At 65.8% G+C, this 22,638-nt stretch carries 18 protein-coding genes; 7 read left to right on the top strand and 11 right to left on the bottom strand.

Going from position 1 to position 22,638, the window contains the following annotated elements:
* Nucleotides 1-4: 4 nt before the first annotated feature.
* From CFB81_RS29850 to CFB81_RS29840, 3 genes are all read right to left on the bottom strand, one after another.
* The gene (locus CFB81_RS29850; protein WP_089437563.1) at nt 5-2,266 is read right to left on the bottom strand and encodes an AMP-binding protein; all 2,262 of its coding nucleotides are present in this window, start codon (nt 2,264-2,266) and stop codon (nt 5-7) included.
* A gap of 68 nt (nt 2,267-2,334) precedes the next feature.
* Nucleotides 2,335-3,843, bottom strand: coding sequence for an AMP-binding protein (locus tag CFB81_RS29845; protein WP_089437562.1), 1,509 nt, complete (start codon nt 3,841-3,843; stop codon nt 2,335-2,337).
* Between the two features lie 13 nt (nt 3,844-3,856).
* A complete protein-coding gene (locus tag CFB81_RS29840) occupies nt 3,857-4,603 on the bottom strand; it encodes a TenA family transcriptional regulator (RefSeq protein WP_069621830.1) in 747 nt (248 codons plus the stop codon).
* A gap of 173 nt (nt 4,604-4,776) precedes the next feature.
* Here CFB81_RS29840 and CFB81_RS29835 point away from each other — a divergent pair, with 173 nt between their 5' ends.
* The 6 genes from CFB81_RS29835 (at nt 4,777) to CFB81_RS29810 (ending at nt 11,036) form a co-directional block, all read left to right on the top strand.
* The gene (locus CFB81_RS29835; protein ID WP_050016620.1) at nt 4,777-5,043 is read left to right on the top strand and encodes an acyl carrier protein; all 267 of its coding nucleotides are present in this window, start codon (nt 4,777-4,779) and stop codon (nt 5,041-5,043) included.
* 10 nt (nt 5,044-5,053) lie between these two features.
* Complete coding sequence (locus CFB81_RS29830; protein ID WP_143328650.1) at nt 5,054-6,928, top strand: hypothetical protein; 1,875 nt, start codon at nt 5,054-5,056, stop codon at nt 6,926-6,928.
* 159 nt (nt 6,929-7,087) lie between these two features.
* Nucleotides 7,088-8,113 (top strand): PLP-dependent cysteine synthase family protein, encoded by a 1,026-nt coding sequence (locus CFB81_RS29825; RefSeq protein WP_256976378.1) that lies wholly within the window; start codon nt 7,088-7,090, stop codon nt 8,111-8,113.
* Complete coding sequence (locus CFB81_RS29820) at nt 8,028-8,792, top strand: GNAT family N-acetyltransferase (RefSeq protein ID WP_249190683.1); 765 nt, start codon at nt 8,028-8,030, stop codon at nt 8,790-8,792. Before CFB81_RS29825 ends, CFB81_RS29820 begins: the two co-directional genes overlap by 86 nt.
* Entirely contained in the window at nt 8,789-9,751 is a 963-nt protein-coding gene (locus CFB81_RS29815; protein WP_069621476.1) for an amidohydrolase family protein, read from the top strand. Before CFB81_RS29820 ends, CFB81_RS29815 begins: the two co-directional genes overlap by 4 nt.
* A complete protein-coding gene (locus CFB81_RS29810; protein WP_089437560.1) occupies nt 9,738-11,036 on the top strand; it encodes a cytochrome-c peroxidase in 1,299 nt (432 codons plus the stop codon). The genes CFB81_RS29815 and CFB81_RS29810 overlap by 14 nt, the downstream gene beginning before the upstream one ends.
* 19 nt (nt 11,037-11,055) lie before the next feature.
* On the opposite strand, the gene CFB81_RS29805 is transcribed toward CFB81_RS29810, so the two are convergent.
* From CFB81_RS29805 to CFB81_RS29775, 7 genes are all read right to left on the bottom strand, one after another.
* Nucleotides 11,056-11,448, bottom strand: a complete 393-nt coding sequence (locus tag CFB81_RS29805; protein WP_089437559.1) for a RidA family protein — start codon at nt 11,446-11,448, stop codon at nt 11,056-11,058.
* Nucleotides 11,449-11,484: 36 nt separating this feature from the next.
* Entirely contained in the window at nt 11,485-12,756 is a 1,272-nt protein-coding gene (locus CFB81_RS29800; protein WP_256976377.1) for a hypothetical protein, read from the bottom strand.
* Nucleotides 12,753-13,535, bottom strand: a complete 783-nt coding sequence (locus tag CFB81_RS29795; protein WP_089437558.1) for an outer membrane lipoprotein-sorting protein — start codon at nt 13,533-13,535, stop codon at nt 12,753-12,755. Before CFB81_RS29795 ends, CFB81_RS29800 begins: the two co-directional genes overlap by 4 nt.
* A 113-nt stretch (nt 13,536-13,648) precedes the next feature.
* Entirely contained in the window at nt 13,649-14,791 is a 1,143-nt protein-coding gene (locus CFB81_RS29790; protein ID WP_089437557.1) for a DJ-1/PfpI family protein, read from the bottom strand.
* Between the two features lie 59 nt (nt 14,792-14,850).
* A complete protein-coding gene (locus CFB81_RS29785; protein WP_249190681.1) occupies nt 14,851-15,285 on the bottom strand; it encodes a FixH family protein in 435 nt (144 codons plus the stop codon).
* A 61-nt stretch (nt 15,286-15,346) separates the two neighbouring features.
* On the bottom strand, nt 15,347-16,738 hold the full coding sequence (locus tag CFB81_RS29780; protein ID WP_089437555.1) for an ABC transporter permease: 1,392 nt from the start codon (nt 16,736-16,738) through the stop codon (nt 15,347-15,349).
* Entirely contained in the window at nt 16,735-17,445 is a 711-nt protein-coding gene (locus CFB81_RS29775; protein ID WP_069620631.1) for an ABC transporter ATP-binding protein, read from the bottom strand. The genes CFB81_RS29780 and CFB81_RS29775 overlap by 4 nt, the downstream gene beginning before the upstream one ends.
* A 123-nt stretch (nt 17,446-17,568) precedes the next feature.
* Between CFB81_RS29775 and CFB81_RS29770 the strand changes: the two genes are divergently transcribed.
* Complete coding sequence (locus CFB81_RS29770) at nt 17,569-18,501, top strand: thioesterase II family protein (RefSeq protein ID WP_089437554.1); 933 nt, start codon at nt 17,569-17,571, stop codon at nt 18,499-18,501.
* 50 nt (nt 18,502-18,551) lie between these two features.
* Here CFB81_RS29770 and CFB81_RS29765 read toward each other — a convergent pair whose 3' ends face one another.
* Nucleotides 18,552-22,577 carry a DUF3683 domain-containing protein gene (locus CFB81_RS29765; protein ID WP_179236111.1) on the bottom strand — a complete coding sequence of 1,342 codons (4,026 nt, stop codon included), beginning with the start codon at nt 22,575-22,577 and terminating at the stop codon, nt 18,552-18,554.
* Nucleotides 22,578-22,638: the final 61 nt, after the last annotated feature.

The raw sequence follows: 22,638 nt of genomic DNA, 5'->3' as shown, positions 1-22,638 counted from the left end.
CGGCTCAGCGCTGCAGCGCTTTCAGCAGCAGCGCTTCGGCCTGCGCGTCGGAGAGCGCCGCAAGCTGCTCCCGGGTAGGCGGCGCCTCGGCGCCGCCCACGATCGGCGCGGAATGCGCGTGCGCGGCGGCCGATGCGGGCGCATCGCTCGATCGCAACGCATCGGCCGCGCCCTGCATCCGCGCCAGATGCGCGGCAAGCTGCTCGACGTTCGAACAGTCCCACAGCACGGCGGCGTCGAACGTCAGCCCGATCGTGTGCTGCACCTTCAACGAAAACTGGAGCGCGCTCACCGAGTCGAAACCCATCTCGACCCACGCGGCCGTGCGCGATACCTGCGTCTCGGCGATCTTCAGCCGCTCGGCGACGATCCGTACGATCCGGTCCGCGATCTCGCGCTCGATCAGCGTCGAATCGGAATGCGGCGCAACCTCGGCGACAGTCGGCGCCACCGCACCGTCACGCGCCGCGCCGGCCTCCATCGCATGGGCGCCGTCGGTCCAGCTGGCGACGGCGCGCAGTTCGCCCTGCAGATACGCGCGACGACACAGCGCGCGCGCGATCTTGCCGCTGGAAGTCTTTTCGATGGTCGCCGGCTCGACCAGCACGATCGCGTGCGGCATGACCCCGAAGTCCTCGCCGATCGCGACCACCATCGCCCGCAGCGTGGCGTCGAGGTCCAGCGTCCGGCGCGCGGTGCGACCGACTTCCTGGATGATCACGAGCTTCTCTTCGCCGTCCGCTTGCACCGATACGGCGGCGCCGCACCCGCGGCGCAACGCCGGCACCGCGTCCTGCACGCACGCCTCGATATCCTGCGGATACAGGTTGCGCCCGCGAACGATCAGCATGTCCTTCACGCGGCCGGTCACGTACAGGCGGCCGTCGACGATCGCGCCCAGATCGCCGGTGCGCAGGAACGGACGAGCGCCAGGCTCGTCATCGACATGCGCGCCGAACGTCGACCGTGTCGCTTCCGGGTTGCCGTAGTAGCCCACGCCGATCGCGCCGCCGCGCACCCAGATCTCGCCGACGCCGTTCGGGTCGGCCACCGGGCGACCATCGGGCCCTGCGATCCGGATCTCGGTGCCGGGCGCCGTGCCGCCGCACGACACGAGGCTCTTCGCGTTCGCGGCGCCGGGCTGAACCGGTTCGACGATGCCGGCGGCAAGCTTCACGTTGTCGACGTCCAGATAATGGGCGCCTTCGCCGTAAGGGACGCCCGATACGATCAGAGTCGCCTCGGCCATCCCGTAGCATGGATAGAACGACCCCGGAGCGAAGCCGTGCGGGCTTGCGGCGTCGATGAAATCGGTGACGGTCTGGCGATGAATCGGCTCCGCGCCGCAGAACGCGACCCGCCAGCTGGACAGATCGAGCCGGCCGCCGTCGTCGCTTCCGTCGAGCGCGGCCGCGGCAAGCGCATACGCGAAATTCGGCCCGCCGGACGTCGTCGCACGGTGTGCGGCAATCGCGCGCAACCATCGGCCCGGCTGCTGGACGAACGCAACGGGCGACATCAGCACCACCGAAAGCCCGATCGACGCCAGTTGCAACGGCATCGACAGTCCCATGTCGTGATACAGCGGCAGCCACGACAGCATGCGGGTGTCGCGATCGTGCCGCATCAGCAGCGCGATCGACCGTTGGTTGTCGATGATGTTGCCGTGCGTGATCATCACGCCCTTCGGCGTGCCCGTCGATCCGGACGTGTATTGAAGGAACGCAAGATCGTCCGGCGCCGGCATGCGCGGCAACGCCGACGTGTCCTGCGCCCCCGCGTCGACGAGCGCTTCGTACGTGACGAGCGTGCAGCCGGTGAACAGCTGCTGCGTCGCGTGCAGGGTCTCGATGGTCTCGACCGAGGTCGCCGGCGCCACGATCAGCGTGGCGCCGCAGTTGTCGGCAATCGCGTGCAGCTTCGCCCATTGCGCGACCTTGCGTACCTGCTGCGGATGATAGGCCGGCACGGCGACGCGCCCCGATGCCAGACATCCATAGAACGTGCAGACGAACTCGGCGCTCGTCGGCAACAGCAGCAGCACGCGAGCGCCCGGCTCGGTCAGTCGCGCGAGTCCGCGCGCCACGCGCATCATGCCGGCATGCAGATCGCCGAACGTGCTTTCGCTTTCGATCGCCTCGCCGTCGCGCAGGATGGTCAGCGCGACACGGTCGGGGTCCCGCTCGGTGTGATGGGCGAGCGTCTCGATGATGGAGGTCGGTTCGACTTCCATCTGAAACACGTTCGGATTCGGATGCGTCGTCATGGTGTATCCAGAATGAGGTCAGTGCGCGCCGCCGCGCAAAGGCGATGGCTTGCGCACGGGGGGTGATCTCATGCGTCTCGCAGGAACGCGTCCGCGATCGCGCGGCGATTGAGTTTGAGGTTGCGCGTGCGCAATCCGCCTTCGACGTCGAATGCGCGGTCGGTGAAAATCACCTTCACCAGTTGCCGTTGTGCGGGCAGCGTGCCGTTGACCGCACGGACGAGTGCGCGCAGCGCGTCGGTGACGTCGGGATCGTCCGGCCGGCGCGTCGCGATGACGACGCTGAGCCCCGCTTGCGGGCCCGCCATCACGACGGCCACGTCGACACGCGGATCGCGATACAGCAGCGCCTCGATCGGCTCGGGATGGAATTTCTCGCCGTTGCTCGTGACGATCGCGTCCTTCTTGCGCCCGACGACGCGCAAAAAGCCGTCGGGATCGAATTCGGCAATGTCGCCCGTCGCGACCGCATTCGGCGCGATGAATGTCGCGCGACTGTCCTCTTCCGGCGCATCGAAGTAGCCGAGCGACAGCAGTGCGTTCCGTGTGACGACGACTTCACCGTCCTCCAGCAACGAGACGCTGCCCGGCTCCGCCGGCTGGCCGACCGTACCGACGCGCACGTGTCCGGGCTTGTTCCATGCAACCATGCCGGCCTCGGTGATCCCGAATGCCTCGTACAGCGCGATCCCGCAATCCCAGAAGAAATCGAGCGCCGCGCGCTTGATCGGCGCCATCCCGGTGACCATGTAGCGGATGTTGCCGCCGGTCAGCGCGCTCAGTCGCTCGGCGAGCGTCGACGGGTCGCTGCCCGGTCCGGCAGCCGCTCGCGCCAGCGTATGCAGCGTCTCGTACAACACCGGCGGTGCGATCACGAACGTCGGACGGTGCCGCTTGAGACCCGGAAAGAGCCCGTGGAACGGCACCGACACGAGATCGACCCCGTGATACAGGCAGAAGTAGTACGTCATCCGTTGCTGATAGTTCGCGAACGGCAAGAACGTCAGGAACCGCTCGCCCGGCGCGACGCCGAATGCGTCGCCATACAGACTGAGCAGGTGCGCGGTGCCGCGGCGGCTCATCACGAGCCCTTTGGTCCTGCCCGTCGTGCCCGAACTGAACACCAGGGAATGGGTATCGGGCATATGCTCGACCCGCACCGGCTCGATACGCGTTTGCAAATCGCCGCGGCTGGCGGGATCGATATCCACGACGCGCCCGGCGATCGCGCCAGCGGTGTCGAGCCATCGCGCGTCCACGGCCAGCACGCTCAGCTGGTAGCGCTCGATCAACGCATCGCACGTGTCGAGCAGGCCATCGTTCGGGAAAGCAACCGATACGCAGCCGAGCTCGATGCACGCAAGATCCCACACCATCCACGGATAACCGTTCGGCGCCGCGATGCCGACGCGCGCCCCGGGTACGAGGCCGATTGCCTTGCCGCGCTCGACCGTGGCGAGCACGTCTTCGAACAGTTCGTGGAAGGTCCGGACGGTTTCGGCGCCCTTGTCGTCGACAAAGGTCAGCGTGTGACTGCTGTCGCGCAAGCGCGCGACGAGATCGTCGAAGGTCATCATCGGCGTTGTCCCGTCACGCGTGCGCGACGCCCTCCGCAGACGCGTAGTACTTTTGCGCGGCGCTTTCATACATGTTCCAGAACAGCTTGCACGTGTGGCGCACCGCGAACAGCGCTTCCTGCTGCATCTCCACGGTCGTGCACAGGTCGGTCACGAGCGAAATGCCCTCGGCGACGTGCGCGACGTCCTCTTTCTGGTGAACCGAAAAGAATCGCGTGTCCTCCTCGGTGAGCCCGTAGCACTTCGCCAGAATCGAGTGGCGCGCGTCGCCCGCACGGGTTTCCAGGCTCTGCCCTTCGCTCGCGATCATCACCGCGGCGGCGCCGATATGGTAGGTACCGTCGCCCTTGCAGTTCTCGAGGCGATAGTCGATCAACTCGCGCGTGGCCGCGGACGGCGTCCATGCATCGCGCTCCTCGTCGCTGATGTCTTGCGCGCGAATGAAGTCTTCCATGAGCTCGACATGGTTCTTCGTTTTCGAGAAGCGCCCGGTTTCCTCTTCGAACAGGTTGTACAGCAGCCGGCGCTTGTGGTCGGGAAACGGGCAGCGGAAGTACAGGTTCTCGATGTACTCCAGAAAGTACCGGGTGATCTGGTATCCCTCGAGCGTGATGATCTTCAGCAAGCGCCAGTTTTTCTGAGGCGTGAACAACTCCGCGAAGATCGGGTGATCGAGCGTGAGCTGCTCGTCCAGCGTGTCGCGCAGCGCGCGGGAAAACGTCGCTTTGTCCATCAGCACGGCTTCTTTGGTGAGGGTCATGATCGTTCCCTGTCGGTGAGGTAACCGGCAATGTAATGGCGGCTTTCGAGACTGAAACCTGTCCGTTCGGGCGAGTGTTTCCACCGCTACGCCAACCCTGTACGTCAGTGCAGGTAGGCAGTGCGGTGGCTTGACGCTATAAAGCGGAACCCCTACGGCACTTGGAGAATCCGATGGACGACCACGCGAACGTGTTCGCTACGCTTACCGAACTGATTCCGCAGATTGCTGCGCTCGATATTGCGCCGGACATGCTGACGCGGGAAACGTCGCTGACGTCGGATCTGATGCTCGACTCGATCTCGCTGCTGTCGCTGATGGCGCTGACCGAGGATCGGCTCGGCATCAGCTTCGCATCGCACACGGAACAGGTCGCGAACCTCGAAACCATCGGCGATGCGGTTGACCTGGTGGAAATGCTGTTGTCCGTGAAAGCGTAGCGAGATGGCGATGAACGACCATCCGCTCGACGCATGCGGGATGCCGACTGCCGGCGGCTACGACCGTGTCTGCCTGCTGGATGCCGGCGACCTCGACGCGCTACGCGCGGCGGCCGATGCCGGCGATACGGCATCGGACGGCGTAGCGACGACGGCGCTCGACGCATACACGCGCATCGCCCGGCTTCGCGACGCATTGAACGCGCCCGGTTCCGGGCGGCTCGCCGTCGTTGTCGACGATCCCGAGATGCGTCGCACGCGTGAATTCACCTCCTTGCCCCGCATACTGTCGGCCGCGCTCGACGTCGCGTCCGCATCCGTTGCGAACACATGCATCGTCGTGCTCGGCGACGCGCTCGCGGACGGCTCGGCGGCCATCGGCGAAGCCGGGACGCACTCGCTGGCGTCAATCGACACGCTCGCCGACGCGGTCGCCGAAACCGTGTTCGAGATACGCCGCCGCGCCGACACGTACTTCGAGCAAGCACCGCTGGCTTTGCCTGCCGAAGCGGCCGGCACGGCTTGCCTGCTGACGGCTGAAGCGGTGCTGGCCTGGCTGGCGACGCAAGCGTCGCCCGGCCTTCACGTCGTGCATGGCGACCGGCGTATTGCGTGGCGCGAACTCGTGGAAAGCGTCGCGCGACGGGTGCCCATTCCGACGCGCAGCGATGCCGACGAGGCCGGCTCCGACGCCGTTCTCGCGCTACTCGAAACGAATCTGAAGCATGCCGAGCACATGCTGGGATACGCGGACGACGCGCCCGTGCCGCCGACCGACATCCGTTCTCACCGGCTGCCCTGCGCCGGCTTCGACTGGCCAGCCCGGATCGCTTCACGCGTCGCCGCTCACGCGGCCCGGCACGAACGGCGCGACGCGCCCCGATTTGTCGATCTGCCGTCTGCGCGCCGGATCACGACCGGCAGCGGGCATGGGTATCTCACTGCCGGGCGTGGCCCGCGGGCCATGTTGCTGATCAACGCATTCGGCATCCCGAACGACGTGTGGCACGACTTCGCGGCCGGATTGGCGCCGGATTTCTCCCTCTATCTGGCGGACGACGCAAGCGATACGCCAGCCGATGGAGAACTGACCCGCGCCTACTATTCGAGCCCCGATGCACCGGACCGCTACGCGCGAAGCGTGGCTGAACTGCTCGACGTCGAGGGAATCGACGCGATTCACGTCGCGAGCTGGTGCGGCGGCGCCCGATATGCGCTGGCGTTGGCGCGCGCACTGCCCGGCCGCATCGCGTCGATGAGCCTGATCGCCCCGTCGTTTGCCGGCGCGCAGGACTACGACGGCGCCGACAGCGCGTACGAAAACAATCTCAATACGATGTGCTCGCTCGTCGCGCGCATGCCGAAGGCCGCGGACAGCATGGCCAAATCGATGATCGGGCTTCTGGAGAAGCGGGCACGAAGCGACGCACGCGAAGGCGGCCACGCATCGATGTTCGCACTACCCGATTCGGCGACCCGTCACTGGCTGCACGCGCCGTTCGTGTCGGCGGCGAACATGATCGAATACAGCCAGCAATTGCTGAATTTCCGCGCCCATCGGATCGAATCCGAACGCGACGGATCGATCGCCGGCATCCCTGCACTGCTCGTGACCGGCGAACACGACGAAATGACCTGCGCAATACGTGCGCGAGCCATCACGTCGGCCCAGCTTCGCCCGATCCAGGTCGAACTCCAGGCCGGCAGTCATCACATGGTTCACCAGAATGCGGCGCTGCTGTCGCACCTCGTCGGCAGGTTCGTCGGCGATCGTGCGCTGACACCCGACGCACTGCCGCATCCGAGACTGCGCGTCCTCCCGGCGGCCAACCGTGGCGAGGTGGAAATGGAAATGGAAATGGAGATGGAGTCGGGCGAACTGTGACGCACGAGCCTTCCGATGCCCGTTCGGACAGTTACAGGCCCCGGGCATCGATCACTAAAGTCGCACTGTGAAGCAAGCCGGATCACACGCGGCCGATCGCGTCGTACCACTCGCGAACGACGCACGAGCCAACGCCAACCCGCTGGTCGGAGATGTCGAATGTACGCAAACAGCCTTGTCGAACTGATCGGCGATACGCCGCTGCTGTATCTGAAAAGCCTGTCGAATGAACACAGGCGAATCCGCGTGTATGGAAAGCTCGAGTGCTACAACCCCGGCAACAGCGTCAAGGACCGGAGCGCGCTACAGTTGCTCCGCCAGGCCGAGCGCGACCATGGGCTCAAGCCGGGCTGGTCGATCGTCGAATCGACGTCGGGCAACATGGGGCACGCACTTGCGATGCTGTGCGCCACACGCGGCTATCGCTTCATTTGCGTGCTCGATCCGAAGACGCCGAAAACGAATGCGAATCTCGTGCGGGCATTCGGCGGAGAAGTCGAGATGGTCGAGCACCCCGACGAGACGGGCAGCTATCAGCGCAAGCGCATTGCGGTCGCGAAAGCGATCGCCGCGAGCGTGCCGAATTGCGTGAACCTCGATCAATACAACAATCCGGCCGCGATCGACGCACACTATTACTCCACCGGCCCCGAAATCGTCTCCCAGCTCGCCGACCGGCTCGACGCCGTGATCGTGTCCGCCAGCACCGGCAGCCATCTGAGCGGCATCGCACGCTATGTGAAGGAGCGCGATCCGGCTACGCGCGTGATCGGTGTCGAGCCCGACGGCTCGGTCGTGTTCGGCGGCACCTACCGGCCGCATCTGCAGAACGGCGCGGGGCTCAGTTTTCAGCCCGGCAACATCCTGATTCATCTCGTCGACGACACGATGCGCATCGTCGATCGCGATGCGTTCGTCGGCTGCCGTCGCCTCGCGCTCGACGAAGGGTTGCTGCTCGGCGGTTCGTCCGGCGCCATCGCGCAGGCCGCACGCCGCTACGTCGCCACCTTGCAAGGTCCGGCCAACATCGTGCTCGTGTTCCCCGACAGCGGCACCAAGTATCTCGACACGATCTACGACGACCAGTGGCTGGTCGATCATGGCCTCCAGGCCGTGCTCGACGACCTGTGCACCTCCGCGCCCCCGCCACGCGCCGAAAGCGCCGTGGCCCTCGAAACCACGTGATCCAGGGACCCCCATGAACGACTCCATCCGTACCTTGCTTGCCGACGGCGCACAGTATCCGATCGCGTTGCCGAAGGCCAACGTCACGCACGTCACCTATCGCTGGACGAACGGCGTCGACGATACGTTGGGCGCGCAGATCGTCGAGCTGATGCGGCGCACGAGCGAAAGCGCGCCGATCATCGGCTTCGCCGAAACGATCACGGATGCGGAAGCGAGCCGCTATCTCGACGAACTGCGCTCGAATCTCGCCGCGGAAAAGGTTCGCCTGCTGACGATCTTCGCGAACACCGGTCAGCTGATCGGCCTGTGCACGTTGCGCCGCAACCTGAACCCCAACAATCGCCATATCACCGATCTGGCGAAAGGCATGATCCACGACGCCTGTCGCGGCGGTGGCGTGCTGCCTGCCGCGTTCGTCGAGATTGCGCTGCAATGCGATCGTGACAATGTCGAACTGCTGACACTCGACGTGCGAGACGGCACGCCCGCTCACCGCGTATGGGAACACTACGGTTTTCAGACGTGGGGCACGTTGCCGGACTACGCCCGCGCGAACGGGAAGATGCATGCCGGCCACTTCATGATGCAGCGCGTGGCGGACCTCAAGGAACGCGCGCTCGGCATGCTCACGGGTCGCGACGCCGACCGCACCGCCCCCGTCAAAGCAACGGCATGAGCCCCGCCATCTACGACGGGCCGATCATCGACTCGCACTGCCACATCGCGTCGACGCGCTTCATCCCCACGGCGTTCCTCGAGGGATTCTGCGCCAACGTTCATGTCCGGCTCGTCGCCAACGGCGTACGGAAATCGCGATCGGAACTGCTCGATACCTACCTCGCGCAAAGCCAGGACCACTTCGGCGATGCACTGGTGGCCGACATGACGTCGGCCGGCATCGAGCAGGCCGTGGTGTTGCTGCCCGATTTCACGTACGTGATGAAAAGCGATCTCACGATCGCCGAGATGTATGCCGAGCATCATGCGATCCTGCAGCGTCACGGCGAGCGCTTTCACGTATTCGGCGGCATGGATCCGCGGTGGGGCGCGGACGGTGTCGCGTTGTTCGAGAAAGGCGTGGTCGAGTACGGCTTCTCCGGATTGAAACTCTATCCGCCGTGCGGTTACAGCCCGAGCGACAAGCGCCTGTACCCGCTGTACGAAATCTGTCGCGCTCACCGGTTGCCGGTGCTTCTGCACGTGGGGCCGACCAGCCCGGCGCTCGAGTTTGCATACTCGCACCCGGATCTGCTCGACCGCGCGGCATTCGATTTTCCCGACGTGAACTTCATCCTCGCGCACGGCGCCGTCCATCACGTCGACGCTTGCGCGCGCCAGTGCGCGTATCGACCCAACGTGTATCTCGACGTCAGCGCATTTCTCGGCTCCCAGCATCCGCGGGGGTGGTCGGTTGCGCTCGCCGAGCTGTTCCGCATGAACATCAATCACAAGATTCTGTTCGGCACCGACTGGCCGGTCTTTCGCAACTCGGGCGGCCACCGCAAGGTCATGGAGCAGTTTCTCGCCGCCGATGGCCCGCTCGCCGCCGTCGCGCCGGTGCAACGCAAGTGGTTGATGTCGGGCAACACGCGCGCGCTGCTGCCGGCATCGCGCACGATCGATGCGATCGCGTGATTCCGGCCGTCGCGCGCGACGGCCGTCCCGCACGCACTACGGGCTCGCGGCTGCGTCGATGATCGGCGCGCTGCTCGTCTGGACCGCATGGCCGGGACATCGGGCCGACGCGATGGCGGAAACCGCCGACGCGTCGGACCACTGGCGCGCCGACGAACGGGCGCAGCTCGAATCGATGCGCCTTCCCGCGAACGTCGTCGTCAAAGTCGACCCGTCGAATCGCGTGGTCGCGTCCGCACAGGCGGCTCAGCTTGGCAAGCGATTGTTCTCGGATCCGCGGTTCAGCCGAAACGGCGCGATCGCCTGCGCAAGCTGTCACGCCTCCGATCGCCAGTTCGAAGACGGACGGCCGCTGGCGATCGGCCTGGGCGTCGGCGTGCGTCGCACGATGCCCGTCGTCGGCACGACCGATGCGCCGTGGCTGTTCTGGGACGGCCGCAAGGACAGTGTGTGGTCGCAGGCGATCGGACCGATCGAGGATCACAACGAACACGGCGGCACCCGGCTGCGCGCCGCCCATGTGCTTGCCGAACACTACCGCGACGCTTACGAGCCGCTGTTCGGGCCTTTGCCCGACCTGAGCGCGCTGCCCCGTGACGGAGGCCCGCTCGGCACGGATGCGGAGAAAGTGGTGTGGCAGCGGCTCGACGAACGCACCCGCACCGACGTGTCGCGCGTGTTCGCGAATCTCGGCAAGGCGATCGCGGCGTACGAAGCCACGCTTCAATATGGGCCTTCACGCTTCGATACCTATGTCGACGGCGTCCGGTCCGGCGACCCGGTCAAGCTCGCCGCGCTGACGCCGACCGAGAAAGCAGGCCTCCGCCTGTTCGTGAATAAAGGCCAATGCATGACCTGCCACACCGGGCCCATGCTGAGCGACCGGCAGTTCCACAACATCGGCGTACCGCCGCGTAGCGGGACGGCCGCCGACCCCGGTCGCGCGGCGGCGGTCGCCAAGGTGTTGCACGACGAATTCAACTGTATGGGGCCGTTCAGCGACGCGAAGCCCGAGCAGTGCGACGAGTTGCAATTCATCTCGACCGACGATCCGCACATGCTCGGTGCGTTCAAGACGCCGAGCCTGCGCAACGTCGCGCTGCGGCCGCCGTACATGCACGCGGGTCAGTTCGCGTCGCTGGACGCCGTGATGCGCCACTACGCGGACGCGCCGGCGGCCGCGATCGGGCATAGCGAACTGAAGCGAATCGCGTTGTCGGACGACGAGCAACGGCAGCTCGTCGCGCTGCTCGGCGCGTTTTCCGGCCCCATCGTCGAGCGCTGATCGTCCGCGCCGTCGTGCGTCAGCGCGACGCGTCGCGAACGGCGACGCCCATCACCTTGACCTGGCCGCCGAACGGCAACGCAGCCGCCTGATAGACGGTTCGCGCAGGCCGGCGATCCTCGGGAAACAGGTCGGCATAAACGCCGTTCACCTCCGCGAGCGCACCGATGTCGGAGAACGCGATGTCGACGAACACGAGATCCCGTTGGCTGAATCCCGCCGCCTCGATCGCACGGAACAGGTTCGCGAACGCGCGCCGCGCTTCCTCGGCCGGCGTACCGGGCACATAGCGGCCGTCGGCGTCCAGCGAAAGCTGGCCGCTGAGATAGCAGGTGTCGTTCGCGACCACGGCATGGCTGATCGGCGACGGCCACTGCGGCAATTCATTGCCCGACGTCACATAGTGTTTCATGCAGTGCTTCTCCTTGAAGCAGGTGGCGCTGCCGCGTCACAAATAGTGCTTGACGAGCAGCTGGAAGAGATTCGACTGTGGCAGCGCGCCGTATTCGGTCGACGACGCGCCCGCATTGATCTGCCATTGCAGCGCGACGTCGGTTCTGGCGAAGCGATAACGCGCCTCGAGCCACGTGAGCCGGCTGCGATCGGCCAGGTTCAACCTGACGAAACCGGAGAGATCCAGCCGCTGGATCCACGCGTCCTGCCATCTGACCATCGCGAACAGTCCGTCGCGGGTCGTCGGGTCCTGCTGGGCGGCCGCCAGCGTTCGATACGCGGCGTAACCGGCCGGCGGGCCATTGCGCAGCGCCTGCCAACCCGCACGATCGAGCGCGGCGCCGTCCCGGTCATACTCCAGCGTGACGGAAAGATTGCGCGACGTCGTGCACGTCGCGCCGGTGGCGAGCTTCCAACGGAACGCAACATCGCTGTACGGCTGCCCAAGCGCACGTGCCAGCGTCGACGGCCCTCGCCCACCCGACCACTCGACGTATCCGACGCACGCATTGTTGACGAGATGGACCAGGTTGACGCCGAATTGCGGCGAACTGCCGGGCTTCCCGTCATCGTAGATCACGAACTGCGGCGACAGATCCGAGATGACGCGCTGGCTGAACTGAAGCATCCAGCGCGTGCGCTGATTCGTTGCGCCGAAGTCGGGCGAGAACGATGCGTCGGTTGCGCGATCCGCTATCCGCGGGGCGACGAGCGCGCTGACGGAACCGTCGGCCCACAGCTGCTGGCCGCGCAGCATCACCGTACCGAGCCGGTTCTCGCGCAGGCTCGCCGGGTCCACCGAGGTCACGGAACGGACGGCGTTGTCGCGGAAAAAGTCGGTGGGGTTGTAGCCGGTCGCAACGCCGAGCCGTACATTGACGCGGCCGGCCTGCAGCAGCGTGCTGCCGCTGCCTGCGCGGCCGTCCACATACAGCTCCTTCAGCGTGTTGATCGCGCCCGAGTCGCCATCGAAGCGCCACGGACCGTTCAGGTCGAGTCGGTCTGCCAGGCTGATGCCCCACCCGTTCGAGAATGCATGACGCGCAGTCAGGTCGAGCGACAGCCGCGTGGCCGTCCGCGTGCCGCCCGGCCGCAAGGTGGCGAAACGCAGGCCCGGCTCGAGACTGAACTGGTACTTGCCGTCGTCGACCTTCTGCACCGGCGTCGCGTCGGCCAGCGCCAGCCCGGCCTCTTCCGCGTCGTTGGCATGGCATACGCCCGCCATGCCGGCCAACGCGATACAGGCGATGCCGATGCGCGTCATCATTCAGGCTGGAAACGCGCCATGAAATCGGACTGGAACCAGGCGTCCGGAATCTCCCTCGCCACATAGTCCGCATATCGCATCACGGTCACGAGATTCGGATTGAGCCCGTCGATGATCACGATCTCGGTGGGCCGCAACGCGCCGAGCTGTTGTTGAAACCGTCGATAGAATGCCGTCTTGAGAAGCTTGCCGCTTTCGCTGAAGAAACGTGCCTTCACGGGGCGCGAGTCCGTCGTATCGATCCACATTTCGATCGAGTGATACGTCATGTCGGATACGCTCTGGACCAGCTTCAACCGGTAGGCACGGCGCATCTGGCGCTCGCCGTCCTGCACGTCCTCCTCCGCCTCGACCTGCGCACGATATCCCTGTGCGAAATTGACGGTGACCACGTCGCCGTTCGACGCCTGCCCGAGCAACCGTTGCTGCGGCGAAATGCGGATCGTCGCCTTGCTCGCCGGATCGAAAAACCACAGATCGTTGCCGCTCTTGAGCATCAGCTTGTTCGCATCGCGTGCCGGCGCGGCGAATCGAATCAGGCTGCGAAACTGGCCGCTCGCCGGGTTGATCCGCGAATAGGCGGTCAGTGCGTTCGAATCCGTTTGCTTGCCATCGGTGTACTGGGTCAGCGTGACATTCAGCGTGAACGGCTCGCTCGGGTTGCGAACGGCATCGCTCGCGGCGAGGATGCGTTGCGGATCGGGCGCGGCGTGTGCGGTACAGCAGGCGAGTGCGAGGATCGCGGCGGCGGACAGGCGCGCCATCGAATGCGTCTGCATCGGAATCTCCGGGGCAAATACGGAATGACAGGGACGAGTTCGGCTCCCACCCGAAAACGGGTGGAAAACCGACAGGCTTGGGGAAGGAACGGGGTGACGCTGCGGTGTGCGGCTCAGTAGCCCGGATACTGCATCTGCAGTGCGACCCATGCGGCCGTGCGCTTGCCGAACTCGGCCGAGATCGCGTTCAGCGATGCATCGAGCGCATGCAACGGATAGCGCGTGATCGGCGCGGACAACATCCTCGTCGGCGCGTCGACGCCGGCCACGCGGTCGGGAACGATCGTCAACCCGCGCCGGGTGCGCAGGGGTTCCCGGTTCGCGGCCACCGTGTAGGCGGTCGAGCGGAACGTCGTCGAATAGGCGTCGGCCTCGAGCACGAGCGCGATTTCGTCGACACCCGGCGCGATCGGGATACCGAAATCCTCATGCGACCAGAACGACACGTAGTTGGTTGCGATCGTCGCCATCGCCGGCAAGCCGAGGTTGAAGCGGTCGCTCGCGATCTCGGACGACCATGCGGGACGTCCGAGCCGCTCGGCGACCTGCAGCGCACGTTCGCGCCCCGCGAGCGCCTCGACGAGCGCAAGCGATACCGGAATCGTCGCGGTGACGCCGGTCGTCGTGACGACCTTGCCGTCGGCAACGTAACGCTTGCCGTCGACCCAGCGCGTATCGGTAAACTTCTTGCGGAGATCGTTCATCGAATACCAGTGCCCCGTTGCGCGGCGGCCTTCCAGCAGCCCCGCACGGGCGACCACCCAGACGCCGTCGCACACGCCGATGATCGTCGCGCCCTTCTTCGCCTGCTCGGCCACCCACGCCAGCAGCGCCGGATCGCTGTCGCGATGCACGGCCGGCACGATCACATAGTCCGCCCCTTCGGGCACGCGCTGATCGAACTGGGCGGTAGTTTCGTCCGGAATGACGTTCATCGGCGCCGGGAACATCCGGATGGGGCCCGGCTTCGTCGCGAGCGCGACGAGATCCGCCGCGCCCGATTCGGCCACGATGCCATAGGGAACGACGTAATCGGTCAGCTCGGTGTAGTAGTTTTCGCCGACGACGGCGACGATCGGGCGCGTGCGCCCGAAGCGCGGCTGATAGGCGGGCAGCCGGTCTGCGCGTGCCGCCGCCGGCGCGGCGGCGGCCGGCGCCGACGCTTCGCTCGCCGGCCCCGCATGAGCAAGGTTCGCGATACCCGATGCAAACGGCGCGAGCAGCACCATCATCCAGTACAGCATGACTTTTCGCATTGAAGCCTCTCCGTGTATGGAACTCATCCAGTAATCAGGCATGGGGCCCGTGTCGACCGTCATGACGCCGCCGCCGGCGGCAACACGACGTTGAACGTCACGTCGTCGTCGCGCTGCGCGTCCCGGACCTTCAGCGTGATCGTCCACCAGCCGGGCATGCTGAACTTCATCCCTTGCAGCCGATACGTCCCGTCTCCGTCTCCGTCGATCACGCGAGGGCGCGTCGGCAGACCATGCCCGTGCTGGGGCATCCCGCCGCTGACATCGATGCGCGCACCGCGCACGGGATCGCCCGACGCGCGCTTCACGGTAACGGTCCACGCATGGATCCGGTTCAGCGGCGGCGGTGTCGTCGGCGGTTCGAGCGTCACGATGTACGCGCCGGACGCCGTCGCTTGCGTCAACGACAGATTCAGATCCCGGGGCGCCGGCTGCTCGGCCGGTGCGCCGCATGCACCGAGCATCGCGATGCAACTCCCGGCGAAGGCTAACATGACAATCCGCCGACGAATCCATTTCATCGACATTTCATTGACACCCGATCCGATCGGCCGATCACGCATAGCGGAGCGCATCGACGATCTCCATTCGCGACGCGCGGCGCGCGGGCAGCAACGCGGAGAGCATCGCCACCACCAGCAGGCCGATCGCGGTACCGACGATCAGGTCGTTCTCGCCCCACACACGAATGATCAACGGCACCGGCGAGCGGCCCGGCGGCGTCCACGTCAGACCGCTGACGTTGATGATGCCGGCGAGCAACGCCGCGCTGGCGACGCCGAGCACCGCGCCGATCACACCGAGCAGCAGCCCTTCGCACAGGAACAGGCGACGTACGCCGGCACGGCGCAATCCCATCGCGCGCAGCGTGCCGATTTCGACCGTGCGTTCGAACACCGCCGTGCTCATGGTGTTGCCGACGGTGAACAGCACGATCGCGGCGATCAGGAGCGCGACAAAACCGAACAGCGTCGCGAACATCGCAAGTGCTTGACCATAGAACGGGTTCAGCACCGTGTAATCGACGACTTCCGTATCCGTACCCGCGAATTTCGTTTTCAGCAGCGTCTCGATCCGGGCCTTCGCGGCCGGCAAATCCGACGTATGGCGCAGCTGGACGACGATCGCCGTCGCCTTCGGCTGCTCGGTGCCGTAGACGAGTCGTTGCGCTTGCGCGAGGTGCAGGCCGACGTACATGTCGTCGTATTCCTTGATGCCCTGCCGCTCCGCCTTCACGACCTGCAGTTCCGCCACGTTCGGCGCACCGCGCGCGGTCGCCGCAAGCAGTTCGATCCGCCGGCCGCCCGTCGCGGCAGCCGGCGCCGCACGCGTCCCCTCGGCAAGGGCCGCGATGTCGCCCGGAAGCGGCGAAGCCGTCGTGGTGTCCGCGGACTTCCTGGGCGGGTTGCAGTCAGGCACCTTGAGCGGCCCGCACAGTTCGAGCACGCGCGCGAGGCCCGTGCCGATCACGGCTGCGTCGCCGGTCGTGCCGGTCAGCGCCATCGGCGGGATCGTCACGGGGAACTGATAGTCGTTCCATGCGCGCATCCGGTTCTGGTCGTCGACGCGCACGCCGAGCGCAAGCGCGGTACGCGACAACCCCGCGTCGAAGTTGCCCGCGATACCCTGCAACTGCAGCGTGGGCGTCGCGACGAGCACCATCTTCGCCAGTTCCGGATCGGCCTTCACCGCATCGATGATCGCCTCGTAGTTGTCGATCCCGTACTCGGAAGGGTTCCCGCTGCCGAACTCGTAGAACCCCTTGCGTTCGATCTGCAGGTGGCCGCCATACTTCACGTAATCGGTTTGCAGACCGTACGTGATGTTGCGCGTATAGCCGCCGAACAGCAGCACCGCGTGCGCGCCGACGATCATCGCGAGCAAGGTCGTGATCGAGCGGCGACGGTTGCGCAGCAGATTGCGGAGCGCGAGCGAAAAAGTCTTCATGCGAACGCCTCCTGGTCATCGGTGCGTGTCACGTCGGACACGATCCCGTCGGCAATGTGGACAACGTCGTCGCCCGCCGCGATGACCTGCGGATCGTGCGACGAAATCACGAACGACACGCGCCGCTCCCGTTGCAATCGCCGCATCAGCGCGATGATCTGCTGGCCGGTCTTGCTGTCCAGATTGGCGGTCGGCTCGTCCGCCAGCACGAGGTTCGGCGACGCGACGAGTGCGCGTGCGATCGCGACGCGTTGCCGCTGACCGCCCGACATCTGTCCCGGGCGATGATGCGCCTTGTCCGCGAGACCGACCGCGTCGAGCATGTCCCGTACCTTCAGCGCACGTTCGGACTCCGTCAATCGCGTGCCCGCGAGAAGCAGCGGATATTCGACGTTTTCGTGCGCCGTGAGCACCGGCAACAGATTGAAGTTCTGAAAGACGAAACCGAGCCGCCGAGCACGAAAATCGGATAGCGCATCGTCCGACAAGCGTCCGACCTCTTCGCCCGCCACGACGATGCGGCCGCGGTCGGGCCGGTCCACGCATCCGACGAGATTCAGCAACGTCGACTTCCCGCTGCCGGAAGCACCGGCAATGACGGTCAGTTTTCCGTCGCGAATGTCGAGCGTGACGTCGCGCAGCGCGGTCACGTTGACGGAACCCATCAGATACGATTTTTCAACGGCTTCGAGTATTACAGCGTTCATGGTCTCGATGTACGAAGTTGGCGGGCCGCGACAACACGGTGCAGGACGATCGCGCAGCGCAGAATACCAACTTGCGTGTAGGGAAAAACCTGTTCGTTGGGGCAGCATTCGGGCGCGAACCCGATGCCGGGATCGCATGTCGCGTCCCGCATTCGCGGGCAATCACGACCCGGATGGATCGTCAACCTGTACCGTCGGACGGCACACGTCGCCGGCCCTTGCGATTACGCTGCACCGTCATCGGCGCGCCGCCCCGGACCGGATCGCGGCCGCGACGCGTCACGACTTCCGCTCTCAATCGGCATGCCAGTCAAGATAACCCCCTGGTTCATCCTGCATCGCCCGCAACCCGCGGCCACGCACCGGCTGTTCTGCTTCCCGTACGCCGGTGCGGGTTCGCTGCTCTATCGGCGCTGGGCGCTCGAGCTGCCCGACTGGATCGAAGTCGTGGCGGTCGAGCTACCGGGACGCCAGACGCGCTTCTCGGAAGCCCCGCCCACGTCGCTGGATACGATGACGGATGCGTTGGCCACCGCCGCGAACGGGCTCCTCGACAAGCCGTTCGGCACCTTCGGATACAGTTTCGGCAGTGTCGTCGGTATCGAATGGTTGAGGGAACTCGATCGACGACGGCTTCGCGGGCCCATTCACGCGTTCTGCGCGGCGCACCGTGCGCCGCATGTCGTCCCTCGTCCGTTAGCGATTCATCGGTTGCCGGAACCGGAGCTCATCGACTGGCTGAAGACGATGGGCGGCACACCGGATGCGTTGCTGTCGGAGCCGGACTGGCTTCGGCATTTCCTGCGCGCGCTGCGCGCCGATCTGGCACTCGCCGAAGGCTATTGCACCGATACGCCTTTCGCGTTGCGCTGCGGGCTGACCGTATTTGGCGGCCTGCACGATCCGCACGTCGATATCGACGCGTTGCATGAATGGCGTCGCTACAGCGACGGACCGTTCTCGCTTCATCGGTTCGACGGCGATCATTTCTTCATCCATGCCAGGGAGCGCGAGCTCCAGGATCACGTTGTCGCGACGCTGGCCGCACACGCATAGTCTCGATACAGGGAACCGGCCGCGCCCGCATTGTTTGCGAGGTCGTTTCCTCACAGCATCACGCGCTCGATCCCGCCATGGTTGGCCCGTGCGACATAATCGGCCATCCAGTTCTCGCCGAGCACCTGACGCGCGATCTCGACCACGATGTAGTCGGCCTCCAGGTTCGCGTCCTCGTTGTAGCGCGACAGCCCCTGCAGGCACGACGGGCAGCTCGTCAGGATCTTCACGTCCGGGCCGTTCGCTCCCGCGGCCGCCGGCGCCGCCGCATCGCCCGCCACCACCGGAATCGCACGCAGCTTCGCCGCCCCCTTGCGGATCTCCTCCTCCTTGCGGAAGCGCACCTGCGTCGACACGTCCGGCCGCGTGACCGCCAGCGTGCCCGACTCGCCGCAGCAGCGATCGTTCTTCTCGATCCTGTAGCCGTCTTTCTCCGCGCCCATCAGCTCGTTGACCAGCTTCACCGGGTCGATCGTCTTGATCGGCGTGTGGCACGGGTCGTGATACATGTAGCGCGTGCCCGTCACCCCGTCGAGCTTCATCCCCTTCTCGAGCAGGAACTCGTGGATGTCGATGATCCGGCAGCCCGGGAAGATCTTGTCGAATTCGTAACCCGCGAGCTGGTCGTAGCAGGTGCCGCACGACACCACCACCGTCTTGATGTCCAGGTAGTTCAGCGTGTTCGCGACCCGGTGGAACAGCACGCGGTTGTCCGTCACGATCTTCTCGGCCTTGTCGTACTGCCCCGAGCCGCGCTGCGGATAGCCGCAGCACAGGTAGCCCGGCGGCAGCACCGTCTGCACGCCCGCCTCCCACAGCATCGCCTGCGTCGCCAGCCCCACCTGCGAGAACAGCCGCTCCGAGCCGCAGCCCGGGAAGTAGAACACCGCTTCCGAATCGACCGTCGTCGACTTCGGGTTGCGGATGATCGGCACGATCTTGTTGTCCTCGATGTCCAGCAGCGCCCGCGCCGTCTTCTTCGGCAGGTTGCCCGGCATCTTCTTGTTCACGAAGTGGATCACCTGCTCGACCGCCGGCGGCTTGCCCGTCGTCGCCGGCGGGTGCTGCGTCTGCTTCGTCACGACCTTCTTCAGCATGTCGTTCGCGAAGCGCTGCACCTTGTAGCCCACGCCCATCATCACGCCGCGCGCGAGGTTGATCGTCTGCGGATTGGTCGCGTTCAGGAAGAACATCCCCGCCGCATTGCCGGCGTTGAACTTCTTCTTGCCCATCTTGCGCAACAGGTTGCGCATGTTCATCGTCACGTCGCCGAAGTCGATCTTCACCGGGCACGGCGTCGCGCACTTGTGGCACACCGTGCAGTGGTCGGCCACGTCGTTGAACTCGTCCCAGTGCTTGATCGACACGCCGCGGTGCGTCTGCTCCTCGTACAGGAACGCCTCGACCAGCAGCGACGTCGCCAGGATCTTGTTGCGCGGGCTGTACAGCAGGTTCGCGCGCGGCACGTGCGTCGCGCACACCGGCTTGCACTTGCCGCAGCGCAGGCAGTCCTTCACCGAATCGGCGATCGCCCCGATGTCGGACTGCTGCATGATCAGCGATTCGTAGCCCATCAGCCCGAAGCTCGGCGTGTACGCGTTGCGCAGATCGGCGCCGTCGAGCAGCTTGCCCTTGTTGAAGCGGCCGTTCGGGTCCACGCGCTGCTTGTACGCGCGGAATTCGGCGATCTCGTCCTCGGTCAGGAATTCGAGCTTCGTGATGCCGATCCCGTGTTCGCCGGAAATCACGCCGTCGAGCGAGCGCGCCAGCGTCATGATGCGGGCCACCGACGCGTGCGCGTCCTGCAGCATCTCGTAGTTGTCGGAGTTGACCGGGATGTTCGTATGGACGTTGCCGTCGCCCGCGTGCATGTGCAGCGCGACGAACACGCGCCCGCGCAGCACGCGCTTGTGGATCGCCTGCGCTTCGTCGAGGATCGGCTTGAACGCGCCGCCGTTGAAGATCGCGCGCAGCTCCGCGCGGATCTCCTGCTTCCACGAAATCCGCACCGTGCGGTCCTGCGTGATGTGGAACACGGTCGCGCCCGGCTGCTCGTCCGCGCGATCGGCGAACTTCTCCGCAAGCGCCTCGTAGCCGAGCTGCACCAGGTAGTGCTGCGCCTCGCGCAGCGGCTGGTCGAGCCGGTCGCGCACGAATTCCCAGCGTGCCCGCACGCGCTTGAGCAGCTCCAGCGCCTGCTGCACGCGGTCTTCCAGCAGTTCGGCGCTCGGGATCTCGTTCGCGTCGTCGGTCTTGCCGAGCGGCAGGTTGCCGCCCTTGAAGAACGCTTCGAGCGCGTCGACCAGCTGCAGCTTGTTCTTCAGCGACAGCTCGATGTTGATCCGCTCGATGCCGTCGGTGTACTCGCCCATCCGGTTCAGCGGGATCACCACGTCCTCGTTGATCTTGAACGCGTTCGTGTGCTTGGCGATCGCCGCCGTGCGGCTGCGGTCGAGCCAGAAGCGCTTGCGCGCCTCCGCGCTGACCGCGACGAAGCCTTCGCCGCTCTTGCCGTTCGCCATCCGGATCACCTCGGACGTCGCGTGCGCGACCGCATCCGCATCGTCGCCGACGATGTCGCCGATCAGCACCATCTTCGGGAAGGCATTGCGCTTGCTCTTGGTCGCGTAGCCGACCGCGCGCAGGTAGCGCTCGTCGAGGTGCTCGAGGCCCGCGAGGATCGCGCCGCCCTGCTTCGACGTCTCGAACAGGTAGTCCTTGATCTCGACGATGCTCGGGATCGCCTCGCGCGCCTGGCCGAAGAATTCGAGGCACACGGTGCGCGTGTGCGCGGGCATCTTGTGCAGCACCCAGCGCGCGGACGTGATAAGCCCGTCGCAGCCTTCCTTCTGCACGCCCGGCAGGCCGGCGAGGAACTTGTCGGTCACGTCCTTGCCGAGCCCTTCCTTGCGGAACCGGCGGCCCTCGATCTCGAGCATCTCCGTCTTGAGCAGCTTCTCGCCGGGCGCGTACGCGCCGTCGAACCACTTCAGCTCGAAGCGCGCGACCGCGATGTCGTGGATCTTGCCCTGGTTGTGCTCGTGGCGCGTGACTTCGAGCCAGTTGCCGTCCGGGTCGACCATTCGCCACCATGCGAGGTTGTCGAGCGCGGTGCCCCACAGCACGGCCTTCTTGCCGCCCGCGTTCATCGCGACGTTGCCGCCGATGCACGACGCGTCGAGCGAGGTCGGATCGACCGCGAACACGTAGCCGGCCGCTTCGGCCGCCTCGGTGACGCGGCGCGTGACGACGCCCGCGCCGGAGAAGATCGTCGGCACCTTGTGCGCGACGCCCGGCAGCTCGGTCAGCTCGACCGCGCCGAGCTGTTCGAGCTTCTCGGTGTTGATCACCGCGGAGAACGGCGTGAGCGGCACCGCGCCGCCCGTGTAGCCGGTGCCGCCGCCGCGCGGGATCACGGTCAGGCCGAGCTCGAAGCACGCCTTGATCAGCGCGGCGATCTCGGCTTCGGTGTCCGGCGTCAGCACGACGAACGGGTATTCGACGCGCCAGTCGGTCGCGTCCGTCACGTGCGACACGCGCGACAGCCCGTCGAAGCGGATGTTGTCCTTCTGCGTGCAGCGGCCGAGCGCCTTGGTCGCGCGGCGGCGCAGCTCGGCCATCTTGTCGAATTCGTCGGCGAATTCGTTGACCGCGCGCTGCGCGGCGCTCTCGAGCATCTCGACGCGCGATGCCCGTTCGCGGCCGGCGTCGTCGTACCATCCGCTCACACTCACCCGACGGCGTCTTGCAATTTCAGATAGCCGATCATGCATCGTGGCGATCAGGAACCGGCGACGCCTTCGGTTATCAAGCAGGTCGTCCTGCAGGTACGGGTTGCGGCGCACGATCCAGATGTCGCCGAGCACTTCGCAGAGCATCCGCGCCGAGCGACCCGTGCGGCGCTCGGCGCGCAGTTCGTCGAGCACCGCCCACGCCGCCTCGCCGAGCAGGCGGATCACGATCTCTCGATCGGAAAACGACGTGTAGTTATACGGAATATTGCGCGACGGCTCATGTAATCCTGCTATTGCCCGAACACACTCTAACAATTGTACGGTTGGCAGTCGGGCATTCATTGGCGTTTATGGAATGAATGATGAAGCGATCGAGAACCACGCTCGGGAAAGCGGAATCGTA

The organism is Burkholderia sp. AU28863 (assembly GCF_002223195.1).
Taxonomy (GTDB): domain Bacteria; phylum Pseudomonadota; class Gammaproteobacteria; order Burkholderiales; family Burkholderiaceae; genus Burkholderia; species Burkholderia sola.
Note: the sequence above shows the minus strand (reverse complement) of the source record. Positions and strands in the feature narration are given on the sequence as shown.